Source organism: Spirulina sp. CS-785/01, from assembly GCF_028330525.1.
In the GTDB taxonomy this organism is placed as follows: Bacteria; Cyanobacteriota; Cyanobacteriia; order Cyanobacteriales; family Spirulinaceae; genus JAQMSD01.
This window is the reverse complement of the sequence record NZ_JAQMSD010000313.1, coordinates 1-21,694: the sequence shown is the minus strand read 5'-3', so window position 1 is coordinate 21,694 and position 21,694 is coordinate 1. Positions and strand designations below refer to the sequence as shown.

20 protein-coding genes are annotated in these 21,694 nt (G+C 46.0%); 11 read left to right on the top strand and 9 right to left on the bottom strand.

The window, feature by feature from the left end; translation table 11 throughout:
• Positions 1-99: 99 nt before the first annotated feature.
• The gene (locus tag PN462_RS20705; protein ID WP_272130742.1) at positions 100-1,449 is read left to right on the top strand and encodes a hypothetical protein; all 1,350 of its coding nucleotides are present in this window, start codon (positions 100-102) and stop codon (positions 1,447-1,449) included.
• A gap of 330 nt (positions 1,450-1,779) precedes the next feature.
• On the top strand, positions 1,780-3,450 hold the full coding sequence (locus tag PN462_RS20700; protein ID WP_272130741.1) for a serine/threonine protein kinase: 1,671 nt from the start codon (positions 1,780-1,782) through the stop codon (positions 3,448-3,450).
• Between the two features lie 158 nt (positions 3,451-3,608).
• On the opposite strand, the gene fabG is transcribed toward PN462_RS20700, so the two are convergent.
• Positions 3,609-4,370 carry a 3-oxoacyl-[acyl-carrier-protein] reductase gene (fabG, locus tag PN462_RS20695; protein WP_272130740.1) on the bottom strand — a complete coding sequence of 254 codons (762 nt, stop codon included), beginning with the start codon at positions 4,368-4,370 and terminating at the stop codon, positions 3,609-3,611.
• A gap of 113 nt (positions 4,371-4,483) precedes the next feature.
• Between fabG and trxA the strand changes: the two genes are divergently transcribed.
• Positions 4,484-4,801, top strand: a complete 318-nt coding sequence (trxA, locus tag PN462_RS20690; RefSeq protein ID WP_272130739.1) for a thioredoxin — start codon at positions 4,484-4,486, stop codon at positions 4,799-4,801.
• 91 nt (positions 4,802-4,892) lie between these two features.
• Here the strand turns inward: trxA and PN462_RS20685 are convergent, their stop codons facing one another.
• The 6 genes from PN462_RS20685 to PN462_RS20660 all read right to left on the bottom strand — a co-directional run bounded on the left by PN462_RS20685 (position 4,893) and on the right by PN462_RS20660 (position 7,276).
• Positions 4,893-5,012 carry a photosystem II reaction center protein J gene (locus PN462_RS20685; protein WP_272130738.1) on the bottom strand — a complete coding sequence of 40 codons (120 nt, stop codon included), beginning with the start codon at positions 5,010-5,012 and terminating at the stop codon, positions 4,893-4,895.
• A gap of 41 nt (positions 5,013-5,053) precedes the next feature.
• On the bottom strand, positions 5,054-5,173 hold the full coding sequence (locus PN462_RS20680; protein ID WP_272130737.1) for a photosystem II reaction center protein L: 120 nt from the start codon (positions 5,171-5,173) through the stop codon (positions 5,054-5,056).
• Between the two features lie 26 nt (positions 5,174-5,199).
• Entirely contained in the window at positions 5,200-5,340 is a 141-nt protein-coding gene (psbF, locus tag PN462_RS20675; protein ID WP_272130736.1) for a cytochrome b559 subunit beta, read from the bottom strand.
• A gap of 153 nt (positions 5,341-5,493) precedes the next feature.
• Positions 5,494-5,745 (bottom strand): cytochrome b559 subunit alpha, encoded by a 252-nt coding sequence (psbE, locus tag PN462_RS20670; protein WP_272130735.1) that lies wholly within the window; start codon positions 5,743-5,745, stop codon positions 5,494-5,496.
• 159 nt (positions 5,746-5,904) lie between these two features.
• Positions 5,905-6,921 (bottom strand): photosynthesis system II assembly factor Ycf48, encoded by a 1,017-nt coding sequence (locus tag PN462_RS20665; RefSeq protein ID WP_272130734.1) that lies wholly within the window; start codon positions 6,919-6,921, stop codon positions 5,905-5,907.
• Between the two features lie 7 nt (positions 6,922-6,928).
• Positions 6,929-7,276, bottom strand: coding sequence for a rubredoxin (locus PN462_RS20660; protein ID WP_272130733.1), 348 nt, complete (start codon positions 7,274-7,276; stop codon positions 6,929-6,931).
• A 240-nt stretch (positions 7,277-7,516) separates the two neighbouring features.
• Here PN462_RS20660 and rpsO point away from each other — a divergent pair, with 240 nt between their 5' ends.
• The 4 genes from rpsO to PN462_RS20640 all read left to right on the top strand — a co-directional run bounded on the left by rpsO (position 7,517) and on the right by PN462_RS20640 (position 10,151).
• Complete coding sequence (gene rpsO, locus PN462_RS20655; RefSeq protein WP_272130732.1) at positions 7,517-7,786, top strand: 30S ribosomal protein S15; 270 nt, start codon at positions 7,517-7,519, stop codon at positions 7,784-7,786.
• 17 nt (positions 7,787-7,803) lie between these two features.
• Positions 7,804-8,298 (top strand): PAM68 family protein, encoded by a 495-nt coding sequence (locus tag PN462_RS20650; protein WP_272130731.1) that lies wholly within the window; start codon positions 7,804-7,806, stop codon positions 8,296-8,298.
• Positions 8,299-8,385: 87 nt separating this feature from the next.
• Positions 8,386-9,444, top strand: a complete 1,059-nt coding sequence (aroF, locus tag PN462_RS20645) for a 3-deoxy-7-phosphoheptulonate synthase (protein WP_443029245.1) — start codon at positions 8,386-8,388, stop codon at positions 9,442-9,444.
• A 137-nt stretch (positions 9,445-9,581) separates the two neighbouring features.
• On the top strand, positions 9,582-10,151 hold the full coding sequence (locus PN462_RS20640) for a manganese efflux pump (RefSeq protein ID WP_272130729.1): 570 nt from the start codon (positions 9,582-9,584) through the stop codon (positions 10,149-10,151).
• Positions 10,152-10,336: 185 nt separating this feature from the next.
• On the opposite strand, the gene PN462_RS20635 is transcribed toward PN462_RS20640, so the two are convergent.
• Complete coding sequence (locus PN462_RS20635) at positions 10,337-12,493, bottom strand: ATP-binding protein (RefSeq protein ID WP_272130728.1); 2,157 nt, start codon at positions 12,491-12,493, stop codon at positions 10,337-10,339.
• Between the two features lie 295 nt (positions 12,494-12,788).
• Positions 12,789-14,045: a glycosyltransferase family 4 protein gene (locus PN462_RS20630; RefSeq protein WP_272130727.1), complete on the bottom strand. Its 1,257-nt coding sequence runs from the start codon at positions 14,043-14,045 to the stop codon at positions 12,789-12,791.
• Between the two features lie 372 nt (positions 14,046-14,417).
• Here PN462_RS20630 and PN462_RS20625 point away from each other — a divergent pair, with 372 nt between their 5' ends.
• From PN462_RS20625 to PN462_RS20610, 4 genes are all read left to right on the top strand, one after another.
• A complete protein-coding gene (locus PN462_RS20625; protein WP_272130726.1) occupies positions 14,418-16,190 on the top strand; it encodes a polysaccharide biosynthesis/export family protein in 1,773 nt (590 codons plus the stop codon).
• Between the two features lie 51 nt (positions 16,191-16,241).
• Positions 16,242-19,016: a GumC family protein gene (locus tag PN462_RS20620; RefSeq protein ID WP_272130725.1), complete on the top strand. Its 2,775-nt coding sequence runs from the start codon at positions 16,242-16,244 to the stop codon at positions 19,014-19,016.
• A gap of 725 nt (positions 19,017-19,741) precedes the next feature.
• Positions 19,742-20,992, top strand: a complete 1,251-nt coding sequence (locus PN462_RS20615; protein WP_272130724.1) for a WecB/TagA/CpsF family glycosyltransferase — start codon at positions 19,742-19,744, stop codon at positions 20,990-20,992.
• 222 nt (positions 20,993-21,214) lie between these two features.
• A complete protein-coding gene (locus PN462_RS20610) occupies positions 21,215-21,667 on the top strand; it encodes a sugar transferase (RefSeq protein ID WP_272130723.1) in 453 nt (150 codons plus the stop codon).
• Positions 21,668-21,694 lie beyond the last annotated feature (27 nt).

Below are 21,694 nucleotides of genomic sequence, written 5' to 3'. Positions count from 1 at the left end.
GGGGAGATGGGGGAGATGGGGGAGAATAAAGAACCAAGAATAAAGAACAAAAACAAACCAACATGAGAAAATTAAGAGACTGGATCGTTGGTTTTAATTATGGCCTCTTCTCCCCAACCCTATAAAAGTCGCTTGTTTAACCATTTGAATCGTCGGCGTATTTTGTGGGGCGATCGCGCCAGTCAAATGGTACGATCGCTGAAAGTCGGGGTGATCTGGAGTATCCAAATTTTACTCTATCCCTTTTATGTGTTGGCGCAAACGGGACGTGCGATCGCAGGAAAACTTGAACAAGTCTTTTCTCCTCCTGCACTCCCCCATGCAACAAGTACCTCCGACAACCCCCACCCCTCCACTGATCTCCCCATTCAACATACCCTCAAAGCATTGTCTCCTTGGGTGGAACAAGAATCAGGGTTAATGGTGCAACAACCCCACTTTTCTCCCCTCTGGACCGCTTCAGACAACGAAACCAAAATAACTGTCATTCAAGGAGTGGCCAGTTGTCTCGACTCCCGTAAACTGGTGTTAATTACAGGAGAAAATCAACCCTGTGATCTCCTAACCCCAGAACAACAACACCAACTCCAACAACGCATTCTCTGGGAAATTAGTGATTATGCGTATCAGCAACATCAGTTACGAATCCGAGAACAACGCTTTTTAATTCCCGATAATTTAGCCCAGAATAAGAAAATATTACCGCCCCTACGTTGGTTTTGGCACACCATGCGCTGGTTGCAACAGAGTCCAGTGGCCGTTACGACCAATTTATTTGGAGAAGCAGATTTAATTCCTGTGGTGTCTCCGACTCTCCCCTATCTCCCCGAACGCAGCAACATTGACTTCTCCACACTGCCTCCCACGGGGGCATTATACCAATTAGATGCCGCCCTTGCTCAATTAGAGCAACGACAACAAACCCTCAGTGAAACGGTCCAAGACTGGTTAACCCCCACCCCGGAAGAAGTCCCCCAAACCCTCAATTTTCGCTTAAAATCAATGGTGCGTTCCTCGTTCAACGCATTCTTGGGAGTCTCTGACATGACTATGGTTTCCTCTCCTCCCGATACCGTTTCCTCGGAGAATAATCATGATCCGTGGTTAGTCTGGGAAGACCTTTATGATAATACTGAAGCGGTTAATGCGTCCCTTCCTCACTCTCCTTCGGAGGTGGATGAGGAACTTTATATTGAATTACAGCATCTTTCCTCATCTCCTGGAGACTCCACCTTAGAAATGCGAAACCCTGCAACTATGGCCACGTCTTCCCAAGGGGGTGATCCCCATTATACTCCCGACTGGATCGAAACCGAGTCACAACCCCTCGGATATGTCCAACATCCCCTCGAAAAAGTCCTGAATTTTTTTGATGAGGTGGTATCTAAAATTGAAATGGCGATCGCACAACTTTGGGATATTTTAATTAAAAGGATGATTGGGAAGTGATTTTTGGTTTTGCTTGGTGCTTGGTTGTTTGTGAACAAGGGAATAAGGAACGGAGAACAGGGAATAGCAACTAACTATAGCAACTAACTAAGGTAAAACACTTTTAAATTTTAAACTGGATTTCTTCATGTGAGCAAAAAATATTCTAATCCCTTTCCCTGTTCCCTGTCCCCTGTTTCAGTGTCCCCTGTTCCAGTGTCCCCTGTTCCAGTGTCCCCTGTTCCCTGTTCCCTCCTATCACATACCAATTTAAATGCACAACAGCTTATTAATTATCCATTATTAATTATCCATTATTAATTATCCATTATTAATTATCCATTAAAAACTGTGTCTGCTATTCACTGTATTAATCCTAACTGCTCTTTACCTTATCCGCAACCGAGACATAATAAATTTTGTCAACGGTGTGGGACACAACTGCATTTAAACCAACGGTATATCGCGCTTAATCGCTTGGGATCAGGGGGATTTGCTACAATTTATGTAGTGTGGGATGAACAGAAAAAGAAAGAAAAAGTCCTCAAAGTTTTAACCATTACCAAAGATAAAGCCATTCAACTCTTTGATCAAGAAGCAAAAGTCCTACAAAGTCTCGATCACCCCGGAGTCCCCAAAGTCGGAAAACAGAGTCTTTTTACCACCAAAACCCCAAAAGGAAAACTCCATTGTTTAGTAATGGAGTATATAAAAGGCCATACCCTCGAAGAACTATTAGAAAACCAATATCCCCAAGGATGTCCGGAAGTTTTAGTCTATGATTGGTTAAAGCAAATTACTAATATTTTGGCCGTTCTCCATAAACAGCACATTATCCATCGAGATATTAAACCCTCTAACATCATGTTTCGGTCTTCAACAGGACGATGGGGAGGGGGTAAAGTGGTGTTAATTGACTTTGGAGGGGCCAAACAAATTAAAACCCAAAGCAGTATTACTCGGTTATTTTCTTCTGGATATAGTCCCCCAGAACAAATGAGTGGGGAGGGAGTGGCCCCCAATGCGGATATCTTTGCGTTAGGACGAACGATGATTCACCTATTAACTGCACAGCATCCCATGGAATTAGAAGATTTGCACAGTGGTCAGTTATTTTGGCGACAATATGTTCAGATTACTCCTGCATTTGCGGATTTACTGGATATGATGACCCATCCCCAACCGGATAACCGTCCTCAGTCGGCCCAAGAGTTAAAACGGTTATTGGGGAAGTTGTCGGGAATTCGTCCCCCCAAACCTTCTCCAACTCCCCAAGGGTTGAAGGTGAGGTGGCAACGGTTTAAGGAACAGGTACAGCAGGGACGCAAAACGGCTTCTGCGGGGCTTGTGCGGCTCAGAAAGGCGGTTTGGTTGGGGATCAGGCAGTTTGGGTGGGCTACCTTGGCAACGGTGCGAGAGACGATTTTTGGCGGGGTTGGGGCAATGATGGGATCGGGGGTGGGGGTGGTGTTGGTGTCTCATTCTCCGTTGGGGGAAGATTTTGCGGGGTTTCTGAATCAGGTGTTATTCGCTAAACCGTTGGGGGGGATGGTGTCTTCGGAGTTGTTGGGGTTAGCGGTGGCCGGGTTGGGGACGGGGTTAGGATTAGCGATGGCCGGGAGTTATGGCCAACGCAACTATCCTTTGTGGCCGGGGGTGGTGGGGTTTTTTAGTTATGCGATCGCGGGATTACTCTGGTTAGGGTTGCCGATTCCTCTGGAGTTTCGATTGGGATTTATGCTGGCGATCGCTATTTTTCTAGTCACTTGGAGTCTAGGGTTTTCTGCCTATCTCTGGTTACACAGTCTCATTGCTATTTTAGGCACAGGATTCACTCTCACCCACCTTTTACACTGGACTGGTATTTCTCCCCCTTTCCTCCAAAACAAGATTCTCTCGTTTACTAATCTCAATCTAACGATGGGGTTTTTTACGGTGACAGGGTTAATGATGGGTTTTTATTTGGGACTCAGTTATTATCTTTTTCAACCCCTATTACGCTGGTTAGAGCGATATCGTTAATTAGTAATTAGTAATTAGTAATTAGTAATCGGTAATCGGTAATCGGTAATCGGTAATCGGTAATCGGTAATTAATTACTATTCCCTATTCCCTATTCCCTGTTCCCTGTTCCCTGTTCCCTTTTTAACAAAGAACAAAGAACAAAGAACAAAAAAACCTTACATTACCATTCCGCCATCCACATTAAAGACTTGTCCCGTAATATAGGCGGCGGCGGGATCGGCGGCTAAAAAGCGTACCATTCCGGCAATTTCTTCCGGTTTTCCGTAACGGCCCAAGGGAATATAATTTAAAATTTCCTCGGCTTTTACCTCTTTGGTCATATCGGTTTCAATAAAACCAGGTGCAACCGCATTCACTGTTACTCCTCGACTGGCCATTTCTTTCGCAATCGTCTTGGTAAAGCCAATAACTCCGGCTTTTGCTGCACTATAATTGGCTTGGCCTGGATTGCCCATGAGTCCTGCAACGGAGGCAATGTTAATGATTCGCCCACTTTTCTGTTTGAGCATTAATTTACTCACTGCTTTGGTACAGAGAAATACTCCGGTGAGGTTGAGGTTAATTACTGCTTGCCAGTCTTCTAACTTCATCCGTAATAACAGGGTATCACGGGTGATTCCGGCATTATTTACTAATATGTCAATACGGCCTAATTGCTCTTTGGTTTTACTGATAAGGGTGTCCACGTCTTCGCTTTGGGAGACATCTGCTTGTAGCGCGATCGCGCTACCCCCTGCGGCCTCGATTTTACTGACAATCTGATCTGCGGCCTCGCTCGATCGCGCATAATTCACCACCACTTTAGCCCCTTCACTGGCCAGAGATAATGCGATCGCTTTACCAATTCCCCGTGAGGCCCCCGTCACTAAGGCTACCTGATCGCGCAAGTTTTGAACTGATTCGGGTAAACGTTCCATAGATTAAACTTCTCTCAAGATTTGCATCCTCTACAATCTCTGAATTTTGCACTAAGATCAAATTATTCGGAATCAGTTCTCCGCAAACCCTCTCATTTCAACCTGTCTATTCTATGGCCGTCAAAAAACAGTTTTCGAGTTTTCAAGATTTACTCAACACCACCCCGAAACCCGTTTTAGTGGATTTCTACGCGACTTGGTGCGGCCCCTGTAAAATGATGACTCCCATTCTCGAACAGGTGAGTCAGAAAATGGGCGATCGCGTGCAAGTGGTCAAAATCGACACAGACAAGTACCCCAAACTCGCCTCACAATATCAAATTGAGGCTCTCCCTACCCTAGTTTTGTTCAAAAATGGACAAGAAGCAGAGCGCATTGAGGGAGTGGTGCAAACTCCCCAACTCATCGAACGTCTCCAACCTTTACTTTGAAACCGTACCTCCATCCAAAACCGCTAGTCTCTAAGCTGAAACTAGCGGTTTTCTTGTTTTTATGTTCTTTTTCTTCTAAGAAAAGCCAGTCTTACAGGGAAGACCCGACTCCCGCATAAGAACCGTAAAAGAAAATCCCTAGAATGGCCACTGCTCCGAGTCCGGCAATGGTAGCCACTAACCACAGGGGAATACGTCCATCTGCAAACATTGTCTTTTCTCCTCTCCAAATACAGTTACATTCAATTCCACTTAGTTAAAGAAGTAGCTGGAAAACAGCACTCCTAACACAAAAATCAACAATAATCCTAAGAATAAGGATGTCCGGTTTAGTTCTACCGGTTGCTTATTCGGATTCGGTGATCTGTCCATGATGATATCCTCCGCGATATTCTAAATTAACGTTGAATGAACTGCATAGCTGCGATCGCACCGAGGAAAAAGATGGTCGGAATCGCCAAGGTGTGAACCGCTACCCAACGAATGGTAAAAATAGGGTAAGAAACAGGCTCATTAGAAGAAGGATTATTTCCAGTCATTTTACTTGTTTTCTAAACAGCTAAAACCAACAAAGCAAACTCTTGCGGTTAAGACTCATTGAGTACATCTTCTTAGAGTACATCTTCTTAGAGTTAACCCGCTAAGTGCATTCTTGACAAGTCGTATTCTTGACAAGTGTATTCTTGACAAGTCTATTTTTGACCCGATAGTTCTTTAATTTGTTCTTTCGCTTCAAAACGATCAGAAACAATGGGTAATTCTTGACGCTCTTGGGTGAAATACTCGTTCGGACGAGGAGTCCCAAAAGCATCATAAGCTAATCCGGTGCTGACAAATAGCCAACCCGCAATAAACAGCATCGGGATAGTAATGCTGTGAATCACCCAGTAGCGAATACTGGTGATAATATCAGAAAATGGCCGTTCTCCTGTTGTTCCTGACATAAATTAATGCTCTCCTCTTTGTGTTCTATTTTTTCTGTTCTATTTTCTCAGTTCTATTTTCTCAACTGAGTTTGTCAAATCTTAATCCCTTAGTTTACATGATAAAGAACCATTTGACATTCCTACAACCCCAACTCGCCCCAATTTTATCAGAAATCCCTAAGCCTCTTTCGCGGCAGTTTCTGTGGGAGGCTCATAACGGAGTAAAACCCCGCGATCGCCTAAAATAAATCCTTTTTCGGCATTGAGAAAAACAATTTTGTAAAAATTCGAGGGAACATCCTCAACTTTACGGTCTTTCTCCCAAGTCTCCCCTCCGTCAAAACTGACCAAAAGGTTAGCACTTCCCCCAGACACCCAAATTTCCTCCGGAGTCCGATAGGCCACATCTAACAATCCCCAACTGGTTCCCGGTTCAGGATAAATTACCTCATCCCAGTCTTCCGGTTCATCGGAGGCACTAAACTGAATCTGACCCCCTCTAGCAATTAACCAGCGTCGATCATCTTCACCATAGCCCATATTCTGCAACCGTCGAGACGAATTACGTTGATGGGGTTGCCACGACTCATCCCCCGGATGCCAAGTCGAATAAAAATTCCCTCGGGCTGAAACCGCAATATAATCCCCTTGGGGAGAGCGGGAAATATTCCGCACAACCCCCACCGCATCCTGGACTAAAGCGTGCCAAGTTTGACCGCGATCGTCAGTGCGATAAATCGCCCCCACATCCGTGGTCATCTCCGCCTCATCATCGCCTAAGGCCGTAATACTATAAGGAGAACCCGGTAACTTTTCACTCAGGGCAATGCGAGTCCAATGTTCGCCCCCATCCTCCGTATGCAGTAAGATCGAGGGACGACCCACAACCCAACCCTCTTGGCCGACAAAACTCACAGAGGTAAAACTCTCTTTTTCTTCCCCTAACTCTAGTTCGTAGGGTTGCCAACTTTTGCCCCCATCCATCGTTTCAAACAGCGTCGCTCGACTGCCCACAACCCAACCATGCTGGGGATCATCCGTAAACGCCACATCCACAAGGGCCTCATCTGTCGGCAAATTCACCTGTTTCCAAGGGTTATAGCTCACATCGGCAAGATTACTACACCCCACTAACAGGACTGCCAGTCCGCAGATTATTAAAACTTTTTGTAGTGTTCTCACCAATCCACTCATTCTTAAATTACTTGAGTCCATAAAGACTTAGAAAAAATAACACACCAGCCGCCAGAGCGCCGAAAATCAGCAAATTTTTCTGGCCAGGGGTCAAACGATTCACCCCTAACCCATAATTCAAATTAGACTGAAAGCCCGACGGCGCACCGGATGCACCAATATTCTGAAACTGTCCTTTGCGAGCATTACAGACGGGACAACGCCATCCTTCTGGTAAGTCCGTAAAGGGAACTCCAGGAGAAATGTTTCCGTTATCATCTCCCTTCTCCGGCTCATAGACATAACCGCAACTGAGACATTCATAACGGGACGGGGCCTGCTCTGCTAGTGTTCTCTCCTCGCTTTCGTTGCTCATTGTTCCTGCGATTCTTAGGAATCTTAAAATCTTTGTTACAAATTATCGCATAATTTTAATTTTATTGTTGGCGGGTTTTAGGAGTGGGGGAGTTGATAGTTGAGAGTTGAGGGTTGAACCACCAAGACACGGGGAGTCGGGAGTCGGGAGTCGGGAGATGGGGGAGAACAAAGAACAAACAACAAAGAACCATGATAAAATAAGAGATTGCTGCATTTTACGAAAAAATCATCAAACTCCATGCCTCTGACACAAGAACGGAAACAAGAACTGATCGGCGAATATCAAGTCCATGACACCGATACCGGGTCATCTGACGTACAAATTGCCATGTTGACCGATCGCATTAACCGCTTAACCCAACACCTGAAAAACAACAAAAAAGACCACTCCTCCCGTCGGGGACTCCTAAAACTGATCGGTCGTCGCAGACGGTTGTTAGGATATGTGCAGAAACACGACTACGAACACTACCAACAACTGATTCGTCGTCTTGGCATCCGTCGTTAATGGTTTACCTCTAACTTATGGCTTCAGACTCTAAGCGCGTTGGCAAAGACTCTCCCCAAGACCAGGAGAATCGCTTGCCCTTTGAACCCCGTCGCAAGCGCAAAAAAGCGGCCAAATCTGCCCCAACCCCTGAAACGCCCACCCCCCAACAATCGGCCCAAGAAGCGGCCTCGTTAAATGCAATTCCCGAGGCCGTCAGCCGACGGATGGTGCGGCGTATGGCTTTATTTTGCGGCGGTCCCACTGGCCTGGGCTTGGTCAGCTTTTTTATCTTCTACTGGGTGAAAACCCAGGGCATTGTTGATCTCCCCAATGAATTAGTCTTTTATGCCACCCTAGGATTATTTGGCCTAGGAGTTGGGGGATTGAGTTATGGCATTCTCTCCACCTCCTGGGATGAACACCGTCCCGGAGGCTGGATTGGCTTCCAAGAATTCCGCACCAACGCAGGCCGTCTCTGGCAAAGTTGGCAAGCCGCCCGACGGGCCGCCAGAGAAGCCAAAGGAAACTAGAAAGGCTTTGGACTAAGGCTTACAATAATATTCCAGACACAGCATTCCACATACAAAGAAAACCTATAAAAGATAGAGGATGTTCTCATGATCGTAGTAATGCGAGTTGGTTCTCCCGAAGACGAAGTTACTCGCCTCAGTACCGAATTTGCCAACTGGGGACTCACACCGGAAAAAATTGTGGGTCAACACAAGGTAGTCATTGGTCTGGTGGGAGAAACCGCCAATCTCGATGAAGAACAAATTCAAGAATTAAGTCCTTGGATTGAAAGTGTTTTACGGGTAGAACGTCCGTATAAACGGGCAAGTCGGGAGTTTCGCCACGGGGAAGCCAGTGAAGTGTGGGTGGACACCCCCAACGGGAAAGTCGCCTTTGGTGAAAACCATCCCGTGGTCATCGTCGCCGGCCCTTGTTCGGTGGAAAACGAAGAAATGATCGTCGAAACAGCCCTCAAGGTGAAAGCAGCCGGGGCCAAATTCCTCCGGGGTGGGGCCTACAAGCCACGGACTTCCCCCTATGCCTTCCAAGGCCACGGAGAAAGCGCGTTAGGACTCTTAGCCCAAGCGCGAGAAGCCTCTGGGTTAGGCATTATTACCGAAGTAATGGATACTGCCGATGTAGATAAGGTGGGCGAAGTCGCCGATGTCCTGCAAGTGGGAGCGCGGAATATGCAGAATTTCCCCCTCCTCAAGAAAGTCGGAGCCCAAAGTAAGCCCGTGTTGCTAAAACGGGGAATGTCTTCGACTATTGATGAATGGTTGATGGCCGCTGAGTATGTCTTAGCCGCCGGAAATTCCAATGTGATCTTGTGTGAACGGGGGATTCGCACTTACGATCGCGCTTATACTCGCAATACCTTAGATGTGTCCGTTGTCCCTGTATTGCGTTCCTTAACTCACCTACCCATTATGCTCGATCCCAGCCACGGCACAGGCCGCTGGGAGTACGTTCCCGCCATGGCCAAAGCGTCCATTGCCGCCGGAACAGACTCCCTGATGATCGAAGTTCACCCCAACCCCCAAAAAGCCCTATCGGACGGGCCTCAATCTCTCACCCCAGAACGCTTTGAAAATCTGATTCAAGAGTTAGCCGTTATTGGCAAGGCCGTAGAACGGTGGGAAACCCCCCAAATGGCCGTCGTTTAAACATTAAGTATTGTTAAGATGAGGCACAGTGCAACACTGTGCCTTTTTTGCGTCCCCTATATCATTGACACTCCACGCCCTAGAAGGACGTGGATTCCCCTTTCTTCCGCTATCCCTATAATGCAATAAAACCAACCATGGGCCTTGAAACAATCTTAACCTCCGTTTTCCTCTCCTTCTCAACCAACCTCGATAACTTGGCTGTGGGGATGACCTACGGAATGCGACAATTAACCATAGGTTGGTGGGGAAACCTTCTCATTGCCTCTTTATCGGGAGTCAGTACCTTTTTTTCCATGTCCGTCGGAGACTGGTTAGAAGACTTTTTAAACCCGAATCTTGCCCAAGATATGGGAGCAGGAATTATTGTTTTAATGGGGTTAGGAGTGTTGTGGAATGCCTATCAAGAAGAAACCAACGAAACTCAAGACTTTTCTCGCCCTTCGCCTAAAAATAAGTTGAGTTTCACCCGCATTGTTGTATTAGGATTAGCGTTAACTGTGACCAATTGGGGAACGGGTATCGGGGCCGGAATTGCGGAGTTAAATTCAGGCTTAACCAGCAGTTTCAGCTTTTTATCCAGTTTAGTCACCATTGGCGGCGGAATGCTTCTCGGCAAATGGGCTACCCGACAATTAACCGGAAATTGGCTCAGTTGGGTGTCTGGGTTGGGGTTGATTCTTTTAGGGATTTATGAGGGAGTTTAATTTAATGGATAATTAATTTGTTGTTTGTGTTGGTTATTTGTGGTTGGTTGGGAAGCATTCAGCTATCAGCTTAGAATCCACGTTTTTCAAAGCGTGGAGCGTCAATTGCACACTGCTATATCAACCCGTTTTAACGGGTTTTAGCTATTAGCCTTGGGTTAAAACCCAAGGCATATAAAGGTAACTTAACTCGCATTTTCTGCCAAAGCCATCTCAGAATTCGTCCCCAAGGTGAAATAAAAAGTCGCCCCTTTGCCAATTTCCCCTTCTGCCCAAATTTGCCCCCCATGACGTTGAATAATACGCTGTACTGTGGTTAACCCAATTCCTGTTCCTTCAAATTCGGTTTGAGAATGTAAGCGGCCAAAAGCACGGAATAATTTATCTGTATATTCCATGCTAAACCCGGCCCCATTATCCCGGACAAAATAAGTCAATGTGGGTTCAGCATCCGGGGAATGTTGCATCATACATAACCCTACTTCAATGTTGGCGACTTCTTGCTTGCTGGTATATTTCCAAGCATTACTTAATAAATTTTCTAAAACAATTTGCAGGAGTGCTTTATTCCCTTTCGCGTATAAATTGGGGGATATTTTTAAATCAACTTGACGAGTTGGCGCATTCACTCGGATATTTTCAAAAACATTTTCAGCTAATTCGCTTAAATTAATCTCTTCTAGGGTTAATTCAGTTCTTGTTACTCTTGAGAGTTGTAATAAATCTTGAATGAGTTGTCGCATCCGTCGGCAAGATCTACTAATTTGAATGACATAATCTTGGCCTTCTTGATCTAAATATTCTTGATATTCTTCCTGTAACATTTCGGTGAAGAATTCGATATGAGATAGGGGGGTTCGTAAGTCATGGGAGACGGTACGAGAGAAAGACTCTAATTCTTCATTGACATTTTCAAGTTCTATAGTGCGCTGTTGTAAAGAGGCATTGAGTTGGCGAATTTGGGCTTCGGCCTGTTTTCGTTCGGTGACATCTCTCCCTACATAAACAAATTCTTGGGTATCTTCTTCGGTGTGAATAATGGCACAGGAGAAAGAAACGGAAATTTCAGTCCCATTTTGCTGTTGACAAGGGACTTCTGCTTGGGAAATTGAAATTCCTTGGGCGGTTTTTTCTAAAAAGTTTTGGTCTAAGACTAAGTTAGAAATTTCTTGTCCAATTAACTTTTCTTCTTCATAGTCAAATAAATATTCAGTGGCGGGATTGATCTTTTTGATAATTCCATTTTTGGTGGTGACAATTAAGGCATCAGCCATGGAATTAATAATTTGGGTCGTATAATGCTGAGTGGCGGTTAAGCGTCGCAGCAGGAGTTGGGCTTCGTTAGCACTGTGGAGTAATTTTTGCTGAAAAATCATGCGCTCTGTGGCATCATTTAACAGCACAATGAGTTGGGTTTTACTGAATGAGGTTTCGGGGTATTTACTAACATAGAGGTCAAAGTAAATGGGGGATTTAAAGTCAGAAAATCGCGCAACCCCCGTTAATTCATACTCTTTTCGTTCATGGCGTAAAATGCCATAGAGTAGCGGTTCAACGCCTGTTAATTCTGGGAAACTCGAACGAACGTCCTCGCCTTTTTGTACGGGGGCTGCGTCGTCTGCATAACGTTGAATGCCTTCGGAATGCTCCTGAATAATGAGGTTTTCGTCAAGAATAATAAAATCTTGATGGGTGGAGGGAACTTTGCTGGTGGACTCTGGGGAGGTGCTGGAGTTGTCGAGCAGCAAGTCTTCGATGAGTTGCTGCATTAGTCTGGCTCGATTGAGGATTTCGCTGATATAGTCGGTGGTATCGAGATCAAGGGGAGACTGTCGCGGTTGAATGAGGAATTCGTTGAGTTGTCTTTTGATTTGAATGAGGGTTTGTCGGAGATGGTGACTGGCAATGTAGGGAAATTGCCGCAAGGCCGCGGCCCGAAACCCGTTTAAGCCTTGACGACTGGAACTGAGCGATTTACGGTATTTACGAGCTTGATGTTCTAGGGTAGAAAGGCGCAGTTGTAGGGTTTCTGGTGGGGAGGAGAGAAAGAGATAGTTGTCTGCTCCTGCTTGTAGCAGTTGCTCTAGGTAGTCGGGGGCAAGCTCCGACACTAGGGCCACCATGAGACTATTTGGGAAAAGCTGCTTGAAGCGATCGCAAATAATAATCCCCTGTTCTGCGGATTGGGTCAACGATAAGAGAATAATGTTATAGTCTCGTCTGCGCAATTCCAATGTGACTTGTGTGGCTTCAATTGTATCAATGGCATGGCCTCGCTGACTCAAGAGTTCTCCCAACCTAGGAGACACCAGAAGACCATCACCAACCACTAATATTTTCATCTACTTTACTCCACAGTCTGCTACCCCAGTACAAAAGTGCTACCCTGATGTTGATGATTTTTCTCTGTCTAGCCTACAAAATCTAGCGTACAAAATTCTCTAGCCTTTGTTAGAGTGGCGGCGGACCAAAGTGCGACATTATCTGATCATTCTCGGGATATTCAACGGCCATAAGTTGGGACTTCTACCGTTCAGAATGCCCAAAAATCGGTCAATACCCCTCACTCTGGACAATCTTTTTAGGTGATGCTCCTAATCGGTTATCCTCAACCAAAAGCCTCTGAGTTGTATTATCTCATGGCTGCATCATGGCTCGAAAAATCGTCCGAGCGAATTCTTCCGCCGCATTAGCTTGGGCAAAGGCTTGCATTTTTTGCTGATCTGAGAGAATTTGCTCTTGTAAACAGTGTTCAATTCCCTGTGCGATCGCGCGAGATTGGGTAGAATCAACAGTGATCCCCAGTTGATACTGTTCCACCAGTTCCCCCATTAAGCCATAATCTGAGCTTAACACGGGTTTCCCCGCCACTGCGGCCCACAACAAAATCCCACTCATCCCCACATGACGCTGATAGGGCGCAAGTACAATATCCGCGAGGTTAAAATAGGAAAAAATTTCGTTTTCGGGTAAAAATTGATAATTTTCAAGAATTTGAATCGGTTTTTCTACCCTAAGCTGCTGCACCTGCAATTTCAGTTGTTCTTGTTTTTTGGGGTTCGCTTCTCCAGATAAAATTAAAGTAATTTCTTCACAACTTTCTGGGCTTAAAAATTGAATTGAATCCAAAAGGCGATCAACCCCTTTACGGCTAGTTAATGCCCCAAACAAGAGAAATATTGTCCGTTGATTGTCAATATTGAATTGTTCTTTTAAGGCTTGCGGCGAGAGTTTCACCTCTGCATTAATTCTAATCGGATCAGCTAATGTTCTCGCTTTTTGAGTATTAAATATTTGATTTGTCACCGCCACTGCAAACGGATCAAGAGACAATAAATGCTTAAACCTTTTTTGTTTTAAAACTCTAGACAAAATAAACTTTTCTCGCCAAAACTGTAATTGATCTTTACTCCTACCCTGATAGTGAGAAAACGTCGGATAATGAAACGTAGGACGGAAATAAATACCAGAAAACGGAATTGGAGAACGTAACCCCAACGCTAACCCTAATAAATAGGTATCCAGATATAAAATCATTCCCTGTGTTGCCTGTAATGCCTTGGCATAGCGGCAAAAGAGTAACCATTCTTGAATGTTACGCCAATTCCGACTCAAGGCAGAATCACGAGATTTAAGAGCATTTTTTTCCTCTAAAGTAATAGGATAAAATTGGATATTCTGAGACTTTAACCCTTGAGCAAACTGCACTACCTCCCCATGTACCTCCAGAAACTGAGGCGAGACAACAATCGCTAAATGACCTGAGAATTGCTGTTGCTCCCAATATTCAATTAAATGCTGAATATAAGCCGGATGATGTCCATAAATTGACAGATCGAACAATAAAAAAATTGGGGCTTGATGTTGTAAATTTTCTTGGCCAAAATTTTGCATAATAATATTTTAAACAAGTGATAAAAATTAGTAGAAGTAGGAATAAAACAAGAACAACTAATGTCAATATTGAAGGGTCATAGTAGTAACATCTTGTGCAACCTTTTTAGAACTCTTGATTTTCGGCAGTTAAAGAAGCAATAGATTGGCTAAAATAGCTTAAACCCCTGAGTCTTATAATTCTGTGGGAGAAAGTAGCACATCGCCCTATTAGGGTTAGAATAAGCCCTAAAGGGTTTACTACCAACCCATCACTAATACTGGAATGCTTACGAACCAATAACAAGGTTAGAATAAGCCCTAAAGGGTTTACTACCAACCCATCACTAATACTGGAATGCTTACGAACCAATAACCAAGAACCAACAAACAATGTTAAAACTACTCCGTTATACTGCAACTTTAACAGTCGGAACATCTCTTACATTAACAATGGGAGGCGGGACATTAGCCCAACTGCCTGATTTTAACCCCTCCCCCACTAATATTTCCCCCCCAACACCGAGGACTTCTCCCACACCCAGAAATTCCCCAACACCGAGGAATTCTCCCACACCCAGAAATTCACGATTTTTAACCCCAGGGGATTGGGTGTATGTGAATATTTTTCCAGCCCCCGAATATAGCGGAGAATATCAAGTGCTTCCCAACGGGAGCTTAGAATTACCTGGCATTGGCCCTATTTTTGTTGAAGGGTTAAGCGTCGCAGAAGCCGAAAATGCCATTGCTATCGCCTACGAAACCGCCCAACTCCTCCCCCAAGCGAGAGTCAGCCTACAACTTGCCCCGCCTAATTTTACCGCCGCCCCACCCCCCACAGGTATCCCCCAAGAAGACCCCTACACCCTAGGGGCCGGAGATGTCATTAATATGGAAATCTTTCAAATTCCCCAATATAGTGGCGAACAAGAAGTCCTCATTGATGGAACACTGAACCTCAGTCGTGTGGGGCGGTTATCCGTGGCTGGAATGAGCTTGGCAGAAGTCGAAAAAGCGATCGCCACCGCCTACGAAGAAGCCCGCATCCTCCGCAACCCCAGCGTTACCGTCCGCCTCCTCACCCCCCGCCCTGTCCGCATCGGCATTGCCGGAGAAGTGAACCGCCCTGGGTCCTATATTCTCGACCGCCAAGGCACACAATTCCCCACCCTCACCCAAGCCCTACAAATCGCCGGAGGCATCACCCAAACCGCCAACCTGAACAGCGTCGAAATTCAACGCCGCAACCCCCGCAACCCCAACCAAACCTATACCTTTAACCTTTGGGACCTTGTACAGTCAGGCAACCTGAAAGATGACCCTATTGTTCGAGACGGAGACACCATCTTCATCCCCACCGCCACCCAACCCACCATTGCCGAAGTCTCCCGCATCCCCAACGCCAGCTTTGCCCCCGAAAGTATCCCTCCCCTCAACATCGTCGTCATTGGTGAAGTATTCCGCCCCGGCCCCTACACCGTCGGCGGCACGGCCCGCACCAGAGAAGCGGGAGTCCCTGGGGGTAGCGGCGGTGGACAAGGAGTATCCCCCACCGTCACCCGGGCCATTCAGGCCGCCGGAGGCATTAAACCCCAAGCCGACATCCGAGAAATTCAGGTGCGTCGCCTCACCAGCAACCAAAACCAACAAACCCTCACCGTCAACCTTTGGGAGTTATTACAAGCTGGAGATGCTCGCCAAGATATCGTTTTACAAGAAGGGGACACCATCCTAGTCCCCCGTGCCGAAACCCTAACTCCCGAAGAAGCCTCTCAACTGGCCACCGCCAGTTTTGCCCCCGATCGCATCCGCGTTAATGTAGTGGGAGAAGTACAAAATCCCGGTACAATTCAAGTCCCCCCTAATACTCCTGTCAACCAAGCCATTTTAGCTGCCGGAGGCTTTAACATTCGGGCGAGGGAAAGTCGCGTTGATCTCATCCGTCTCAACCCCGATGGTACAGTCAGCCGTCGCTCCCTGCCCATTGATTATAGTCAAGGCATCAATGAGGAACAAAACCCCGTATTACGCAATGAAGATATCGTTATTGTCTATACGTCGGGTTTGTCCAGTTTTGCCGATACTGTGAGCGAAGCCACCCGGCCTTTTAGTGGCCTTTTGAATTTTCTGTTAATCCCCTTCCGCATTTTCAATTTATTTGAATAACGGATTCATGTGGCAAGATCGAGAAAAAATGCCGTTTTGGATAACTAGACCATGCAGGGTGAACTCCCGTCTCAACAAGTAACTGTCAAGACTCCTCAATGGGATCAAGATGATGAAGGTGGCCTCGAACTCGGTCGATTCGTTGAAGCACTGCGTCGTTATCTATGGCTCATTGGTGGCTTGAGTGTGCTGATGGGGTCTGCGGCCTATCTGGTCGCCTTACGAGAAGATACTGTTTATCAGGCCAGTTTTGAAATTCTCACTGAGCCAGTTACGGTAGAAAACCAAGTCATTTCTAGTCTATCGGGGAGTTTGACCAATCGGCAGGGGCCAGAAAGTTTTACTCTAGATGAAACGAAAATTAAGTTATTGCGGAGTCCAGAAGTTCTCGGGCCGGTTGCGGAGAATCTACAGGAAAAATATGCTAATTTCAATTACGACAAGCTGAAAAAGAATCTGAACATCAAGACGAGCAGCGCGAATATTCTGGAAGTGACGTTTCAGCATTCCAATGCTGATTTGGTCAAGGATGTCTTAGAGGGGGTTTCTCAGGCTTATCTCCGTTACAGTTTAGAAGAACGACAGACGGATGTTCGTCAAGGTCTGGATTTTGTGGAGGATCAGCTTCCCCGTTTAGAGGGTCGTGTGGAAGACCTACAAGAAAATTTACAAGATTTACGGCAACAGTATAATCTGGTTGATCCCGAAACCACGGGAGCGCAACTGTCTAATTCTATTACGACGATTAAAGAACAAAAACTGACGACAGAAGTTGAATTGGATGAGTTGCAGTCGGTTTATCGGGCGTTACAGGCGGAGTTAGCAAGCTCTCCGCCGGAGTTGGCCGCTTCTTCGGTACTCAAAGAAAGTGGTCGTTATCAAGAATTGCTGAATCAACTGCAATCTCTGGATAGTGAAATGGCGAAACAGTCGGCTTTATATCTGGAGGAAAGTCCGGAGTTGAAACTGCTGCGAGAGCAACGAGAACGGTTAATCCCGCTACTGCGTCGGGAAGGGGAGCAGGTGATGGCGGAATTACAGGCGCAGATTCGGGCGTTGGAAGACCGCGATCGCGCGTTATCCGAACAACTCGCTAATCTCAATGAGCAAGTGAAACAATTATCCGTTGTCAATCGAGAATATACTGAAATTGAACGACGTTTAACCATTGCCACCGAAAATCTCAATCAATTTTTAGTCAAAAAAGAAGCCCTCGGAATTGATGCGGCTCAACGGGAAGTCCCTTGGCGACTCCTAGAAGACATTGGAGAACCCAAACCCTCAGTCGCAAGTACCAAGCAAAATTTACTCCTCGGTGCGGTGTTGGGCTTTATGTTGGGCTGTGGTGCAGCCTTAGCTTTAGATAAGTTGGGCAATATTCTCTATACGGCCAAGGAAGTGAAGCAAACCGCCAAACTCCCTCTCCTGGGGATCATTCCCTTACAAAGCTATTTAGACGAATCTTCCCCGGCCTCGGATTGGTTGAAACCAACCCCTGAACAGAACGGCCAATCCTCCCAAGACGCATTCTCGTTATCCGGAGCAGTCTCTGGACAGCGTTTAGAACTAGAGTTAGAGTCAGGCCCAGGGGTGAGCTTGTGGGAAAGAGTCAAACCCTTACTGCAAAAATTACCGATTCCCTTCCTCAAGTCGGCTATATCCACTTCATCGCCTCAACACAATACGCGGTTATTCCTAGAAGCCTTTCGCTCTCTCTCGGCCAATCTTCGTTTATTGGTTTCGGATCATCCCCTGCGCTCCCTTGTGATTACTTCGGCCACCCCCTCAGAAGGGAAATCAACGGTGGCGGCCTATTTAGCCCAAGCCTCGGCTACGATGGATCGTCGGGTGTTAATTGTGGATATGGATTTACGGCGGCCTCAAGTTCACCAACGGATGGGGGTGAATAATTGGGTGGGATTAACGGATATTGTGACGGCGGATAAGTCTTCCGAGGATGTGATTCAGCGATCGCCCTTTGAGGCCAATCTGTATATTCTCTCCACTGGCCCCATTCCTCCTGATCCTATCCGTCTCTTGGCTTCCCAAAAAATGCACAGTCTGATGCAGCACCTACACCAAACCTTTGATTTAGTCATTTATGATGCTCCTCCCCTGATGGGATTGGCCGATGCCCAATTGATTGCGGCTAATACCAATGGTATGGTGCTAGTGGCTGGGTTGGGCAACGTGAAACGGGTGGTGTTAGAACAGGCATTATATGATTTACGGGTTTCGGGTTTGCCTATCTTAGGCGCGGTGGCCAATCTGGCTAAGGAGACCTCTTCGACTCCTTCCCAATATACTAGGGACTATGATGCCCAAGCCAATCCCACGGTTGTGGAAACGGGAGGAGGTAAGTTTCTGACCAGTGAAAATTTTCCCCAAACCCCCGAAACTCATCACTCTTCTCAACCCTCCACTCATTCTCAGGTGTCGGTTTCTCCTCCCCAGTCTCCCAACATTCTAGGTTTTGTTGCTCCTACTTCTCCTCCTGACGTTGCCCCAACGCCAGAGTCTGCATCAGAGCAAGAGGCTACGACTTTTCAGTCTTTCCCCTCTGCGGAGGGGTCTGTAGAGCAGAATGGCCAGTCTCAGGAGTCTCCCCTAAGAAATGATGAGTCTCTTGCTGGGGGGATGAACCGCAAAAATACAGAGTCTGGACAAAAGATAAATCCATCTCATCCTGATTTCGGAGAAAAGCATTTATTTGGTCTTTCTGTTCCTTCTTTAAATACACCTAAGAAAGCTCAAAATGAGGATCAGACTCAGTATCCACTTTTAGCTCAGTTGGAGGCAGATTTAAAAAGGCTCGGATTTTCTTAGGAATAACTCAGGGATGAACCCACTAGGGATCACGCTGAAACGCTTATTATTCTGGGGATTGCCTTTTTTTATCTCTTAGCAAAAAAAAGACAAGTTGGGGGGATTTGCCACTTCTGCTGCTGGTAATTTTTACCAGCAATCGTCCAATTGACGGTCAAAGTGTGCGATAATGTCCCCTAGGGTGATTAAACCCTAAAAAAGTAAAAACCTATCTTTCCCCGGAAGGCTTAACCACCCTTCCGGCTTATTTTTGGGTAGCTGATTTCGGAATTGCTTTGTTGATTATATGTCCAAGTAGAGATTCAATCTCTACAATATTCAGTCTCTACCCAGAAAGATTAATACACACTTACTAGATGATGAGTAGCTCAGACTTTAATTTTCTTGGGTACATCCTTATAATTCTAGTGGAGCTTGCGTAAAATACTGATTTGTTTAGATTTTTTTTAGAAACTCATCCTCCTAGGGAAATGAGCGTTTGAGCTTTATCCGGATCAATCACTTCAGTTTTTTTACTGAAAAATGTTGCTTTTTCTAAAAATATTCAGTATAACTACGTAAGTAGAAGGGACTAAAGGGTTGCGATAAATGGCTGACGGTTCAGCCTATCCTCTCCAAAAGGTTTCAGTGAAATCAACTAGAGAACGGTAGGTCAATGAGCCAAAAGGCGATCGCTATACTCCTTAGTTCACGAAATAGGTTTTTACTTTTTTTAGGGTTTAATCATGGTCGGAATAGGTTATTTGCTGAGTCAGCAGCGTCTGACTCAAGAATCCGGTCAGTTACATAGCAATCATATTGTCCCAAAAGTCAACGTAACTGGCGCACCCATTACTCAATTATCCAAAGCGGCTCATATTCAGACCATTCTGCAATGGGCAAAGCACAATCAAAGTCGAACAGTGTACGCCGCCAATGTGCATATGCTCATGGAGGCCTATTGGTGCGCGGACTTTGCTACAGTGCTGCATAATGCCGATATGGCAACACCGGACGGTATGCCCCTGGTCTGGATGATGAAGCTATTGGGGAACAAACGCCAAGAGCGCGTGACAGGCTCTGATTTGTTCCAAGAGATTTGTTCACAAGCGCAAGTGCAAGGTGTGAGCGTGTACTTCGTGGGGTCAGAAACTCCGGTTTTAGACCGCATGAAAACACGCCTACAGCAAGACTTTCCTAAACTTGCGATCGCAGGCATGGAACCGCTTCCCTTCCGTCCTCTCACCGAGAGCGAAGACGAAGCATTAATTCAACGCATCAATGAAAGCGGTGCTGGTGTCGTTTTTGTTGCCTTGGGATGTCCCAAGCAAGAAAAATGGATTGCCCAGCATCGTGGGAAAATCAACGCCGTCATGTGCGGAGTTGGGGCAGTCTTTGCCATCTATGCCGGGTTAGTGAAACGCGCTCCCGAACGCTGGCAAAAACTCGGACTGGAATGGTTATACCGTCTAGTCCAAGAACCCCAACGTCTGTGGAAACGATACACCTCCACCATTCCGCCCTTCCTGTGGTTGGCAGTACAACAACTCCTCGTCAAAGGGGAGATCACGCCCCAAGAGGCCCCAGAAGTTGTAGAACTTCGCCCTCATCATAGCCAACCCATCGGACAATTGTTACAACAGGCGGGTTTACTCAGCCTCGAACAGGTTGAAGCCACCTTAAACTTACAACGCCAAAATCCTCATTTACGCTTTGGGGAACTCTTAGTACAACAAGGATGGTTGCCCAAGCAAACCATTGATTTCTTCGTAGAACATTTGCCTCGAGTAACTGATCAAGGCCACCAACAACCGCTAGGTCAATACTTGAAATCGGCGGCTTTATTGAGCGATCGCCAAATTCAAACCATTCTCGAAGAACAATCCCAAGTGGAACTACGTTTTGGGGAATTGGCAGTCCGCAAAGGGTGGCTCAAACCCGAAACCCTTAATGTTGTCCTTCAGTATCTACAACCTGAATTGGCTGCCGTTGCATAGGTAACAACGGACGGGATTTTCTACGTAATTAGATTGATACGCAATTTCTATTACGTATAACTATTGAAATACAGAATTACTAGCCATTCTCAATAATGGGCTGTATTTGGAAAAACTCCGTCTCTAGCAACGATCCATGGGCATAGATTCAGGCATTGTACTGACTGCTACATCATGCCGATTCTTCCCGACGTTGATTTGTAAAGTATTGAAAATTTAACCATGACTTTAGCAACATCCGCCCCAATTGCTCTTGCGACTAAGACGAATCACAAGCAACATCACCCCTCAACTCGCTCAACCTTCAAACGTTTCCTAGATATCTTGGGCAGTCTAGTGGGTTTAATGATCGTTGCCTTGTTATTCATCCCCATCGCTTTAGCAATCAAGCTCGAAAGTCCAGGGCCGATTTTCTTCCGGCAAAAACGCTATGGACTTCACGGCGAAACCTTTACCCTGTACAAGTTTCGCTCCATGTATGTTGACGCAGAAGAACGTAAAAAACAAGTCCAAAATCAAGTCCAAGGACTCTTATTTAAAAATGAAAATGACCCCCGCATTACCAGCCCTGTCAAGGTGGGTAACGAGATATGGCGGTTTGGAGTCGCCCTCACCCCCCAACCCCCTCTCCCAACCTTGGGAGAGGGGGAGAAAATGTCTCTCACAAGTGTCTGAAACAACGGTGTCTCGTTCTACAATTTC

Coding starts and splice junctions, on each gene's coding strand:
- PN462_RS20705 (WP_272130742.1), top strand. CDS start 100: ATGGCCTCTTCTCCCCAACCCTATAAAAGTCGCTTGTTTAACCATTTG.
- fabG (WP_272130740.1), bottom strand. CDS start 4,370: ATGGAACGTTTACCCGAATCAGTTCAAAACTTGCGCGATCAGGTAGCC.
- trxA (WP_272130739.1), top strand. CDS start 4,484: ATGGCCGTCAAAAAACAGTTTTCGAGTTTTCAAGATTTACTCAACACC.
- PN462_RS20685 (WP_272130738.1), bottom strand. CDS start 5,012: ATGTTTGCAGATGGACGTATTCCCCTGTGGTTAGTGGCTACCATTGCC.
- PN462_RS20680 (WP_272130737.1), bottom strand. CDS start 5,173: ATGGACAGATCACCGAATCCGAATAAGCAACCGGTAGAACTAAACCGG.
- psbF (WP_272130736.1), bottom strand. CDS start 5,340: ATGACTGGAAATAATCCTTCTTCTAATGAGCCTGTTTCTTACCCTATT.
- psbE (WP_272130735.1), bottom strand. CDS start 5,745: ATGTCAGGAACAACAGGAGAACGGCCATTTTCTGATATTATCACCAGT.
- PN462_RS20665 (WP_272130734.1), bottom strand. CDS start 6,921: ATGAGTGGATTGGTGAGAACACTACAAAAAGTTTTAATAATCTGCGGA.
- PN462_RS20660 (WP_272130733.1), bottom strand. CDS start 7,276: ATGAGCAACGAAAGCGAGGAGAGAACACTAGCAGAGCAGGCCCCGTCC.
- rpsO (WP_272130732.1), top strand. CDS start 7,517: ATGCCTCTGACACAAGAACGGAAACAAGAACTGATCGGCGAATATCAA.
- PN462_RS20650 (WP_272130731.1), top strand. CDS start 7,804: ATGGCTTCAGACTCTAAGCGCGTTGGCAAAGACTCTCCCCAAGACCAG.
- aroF (WP_443029245.1), top strand. CDS start 8,386: ATGATCGTAGTAATGCGAGTTGGTTCTCCCGAAGACGAAGTTACTCGC.
- PN462_RS20640 (WP_272130729.1), top strand. CDS start 9,582: ATGGGCCTTGAAACAATCTTAACCTCCGTTTTCCTCTCCTTCTCAACC.
- PN462_RS20635 (WP_272130728.1), bottom strand. CDS start 12,493: ATGAAAATATTAGTGGTTGGTGATGGTCTTCTGGTGTCTCCTAGGTTG.
- PN462_RS20630 (WP_272130727.1), bottom strand. CDS start 14,045: ATGCAAAATTTTGGCCAAGAAAATTTACAACATCAAGCCCCAATTTTT.
- PN462_RS20625 (WP_272130726.1), top strand. CDS start 14,418: ATGTTAAAACTACTCCGTTATACTGCAACTTTAACAGTCGGAACATCT.
- PN462_RS20620 (WP_272130725.1), top strand. CDS start 16,242: ATGCAGGGTGAACTCCCGTCTCAACAAGTAACTGTCAAGACTCCTCAA.
- PN462_RS20615 (WP_272130724.1), top strand. CDS start 19,742: ATGGTCGGAATAGGTTATTTGCTGAGTCAGCAGCGTCTGACTCAAGAA.
- PN462_RS20610 (WP_272130723.1), top strand. CDS start 21,215: ATGACTTTAGCAACATCCGCCCCAATTGCTCTTGCGACTAAGACGAAT.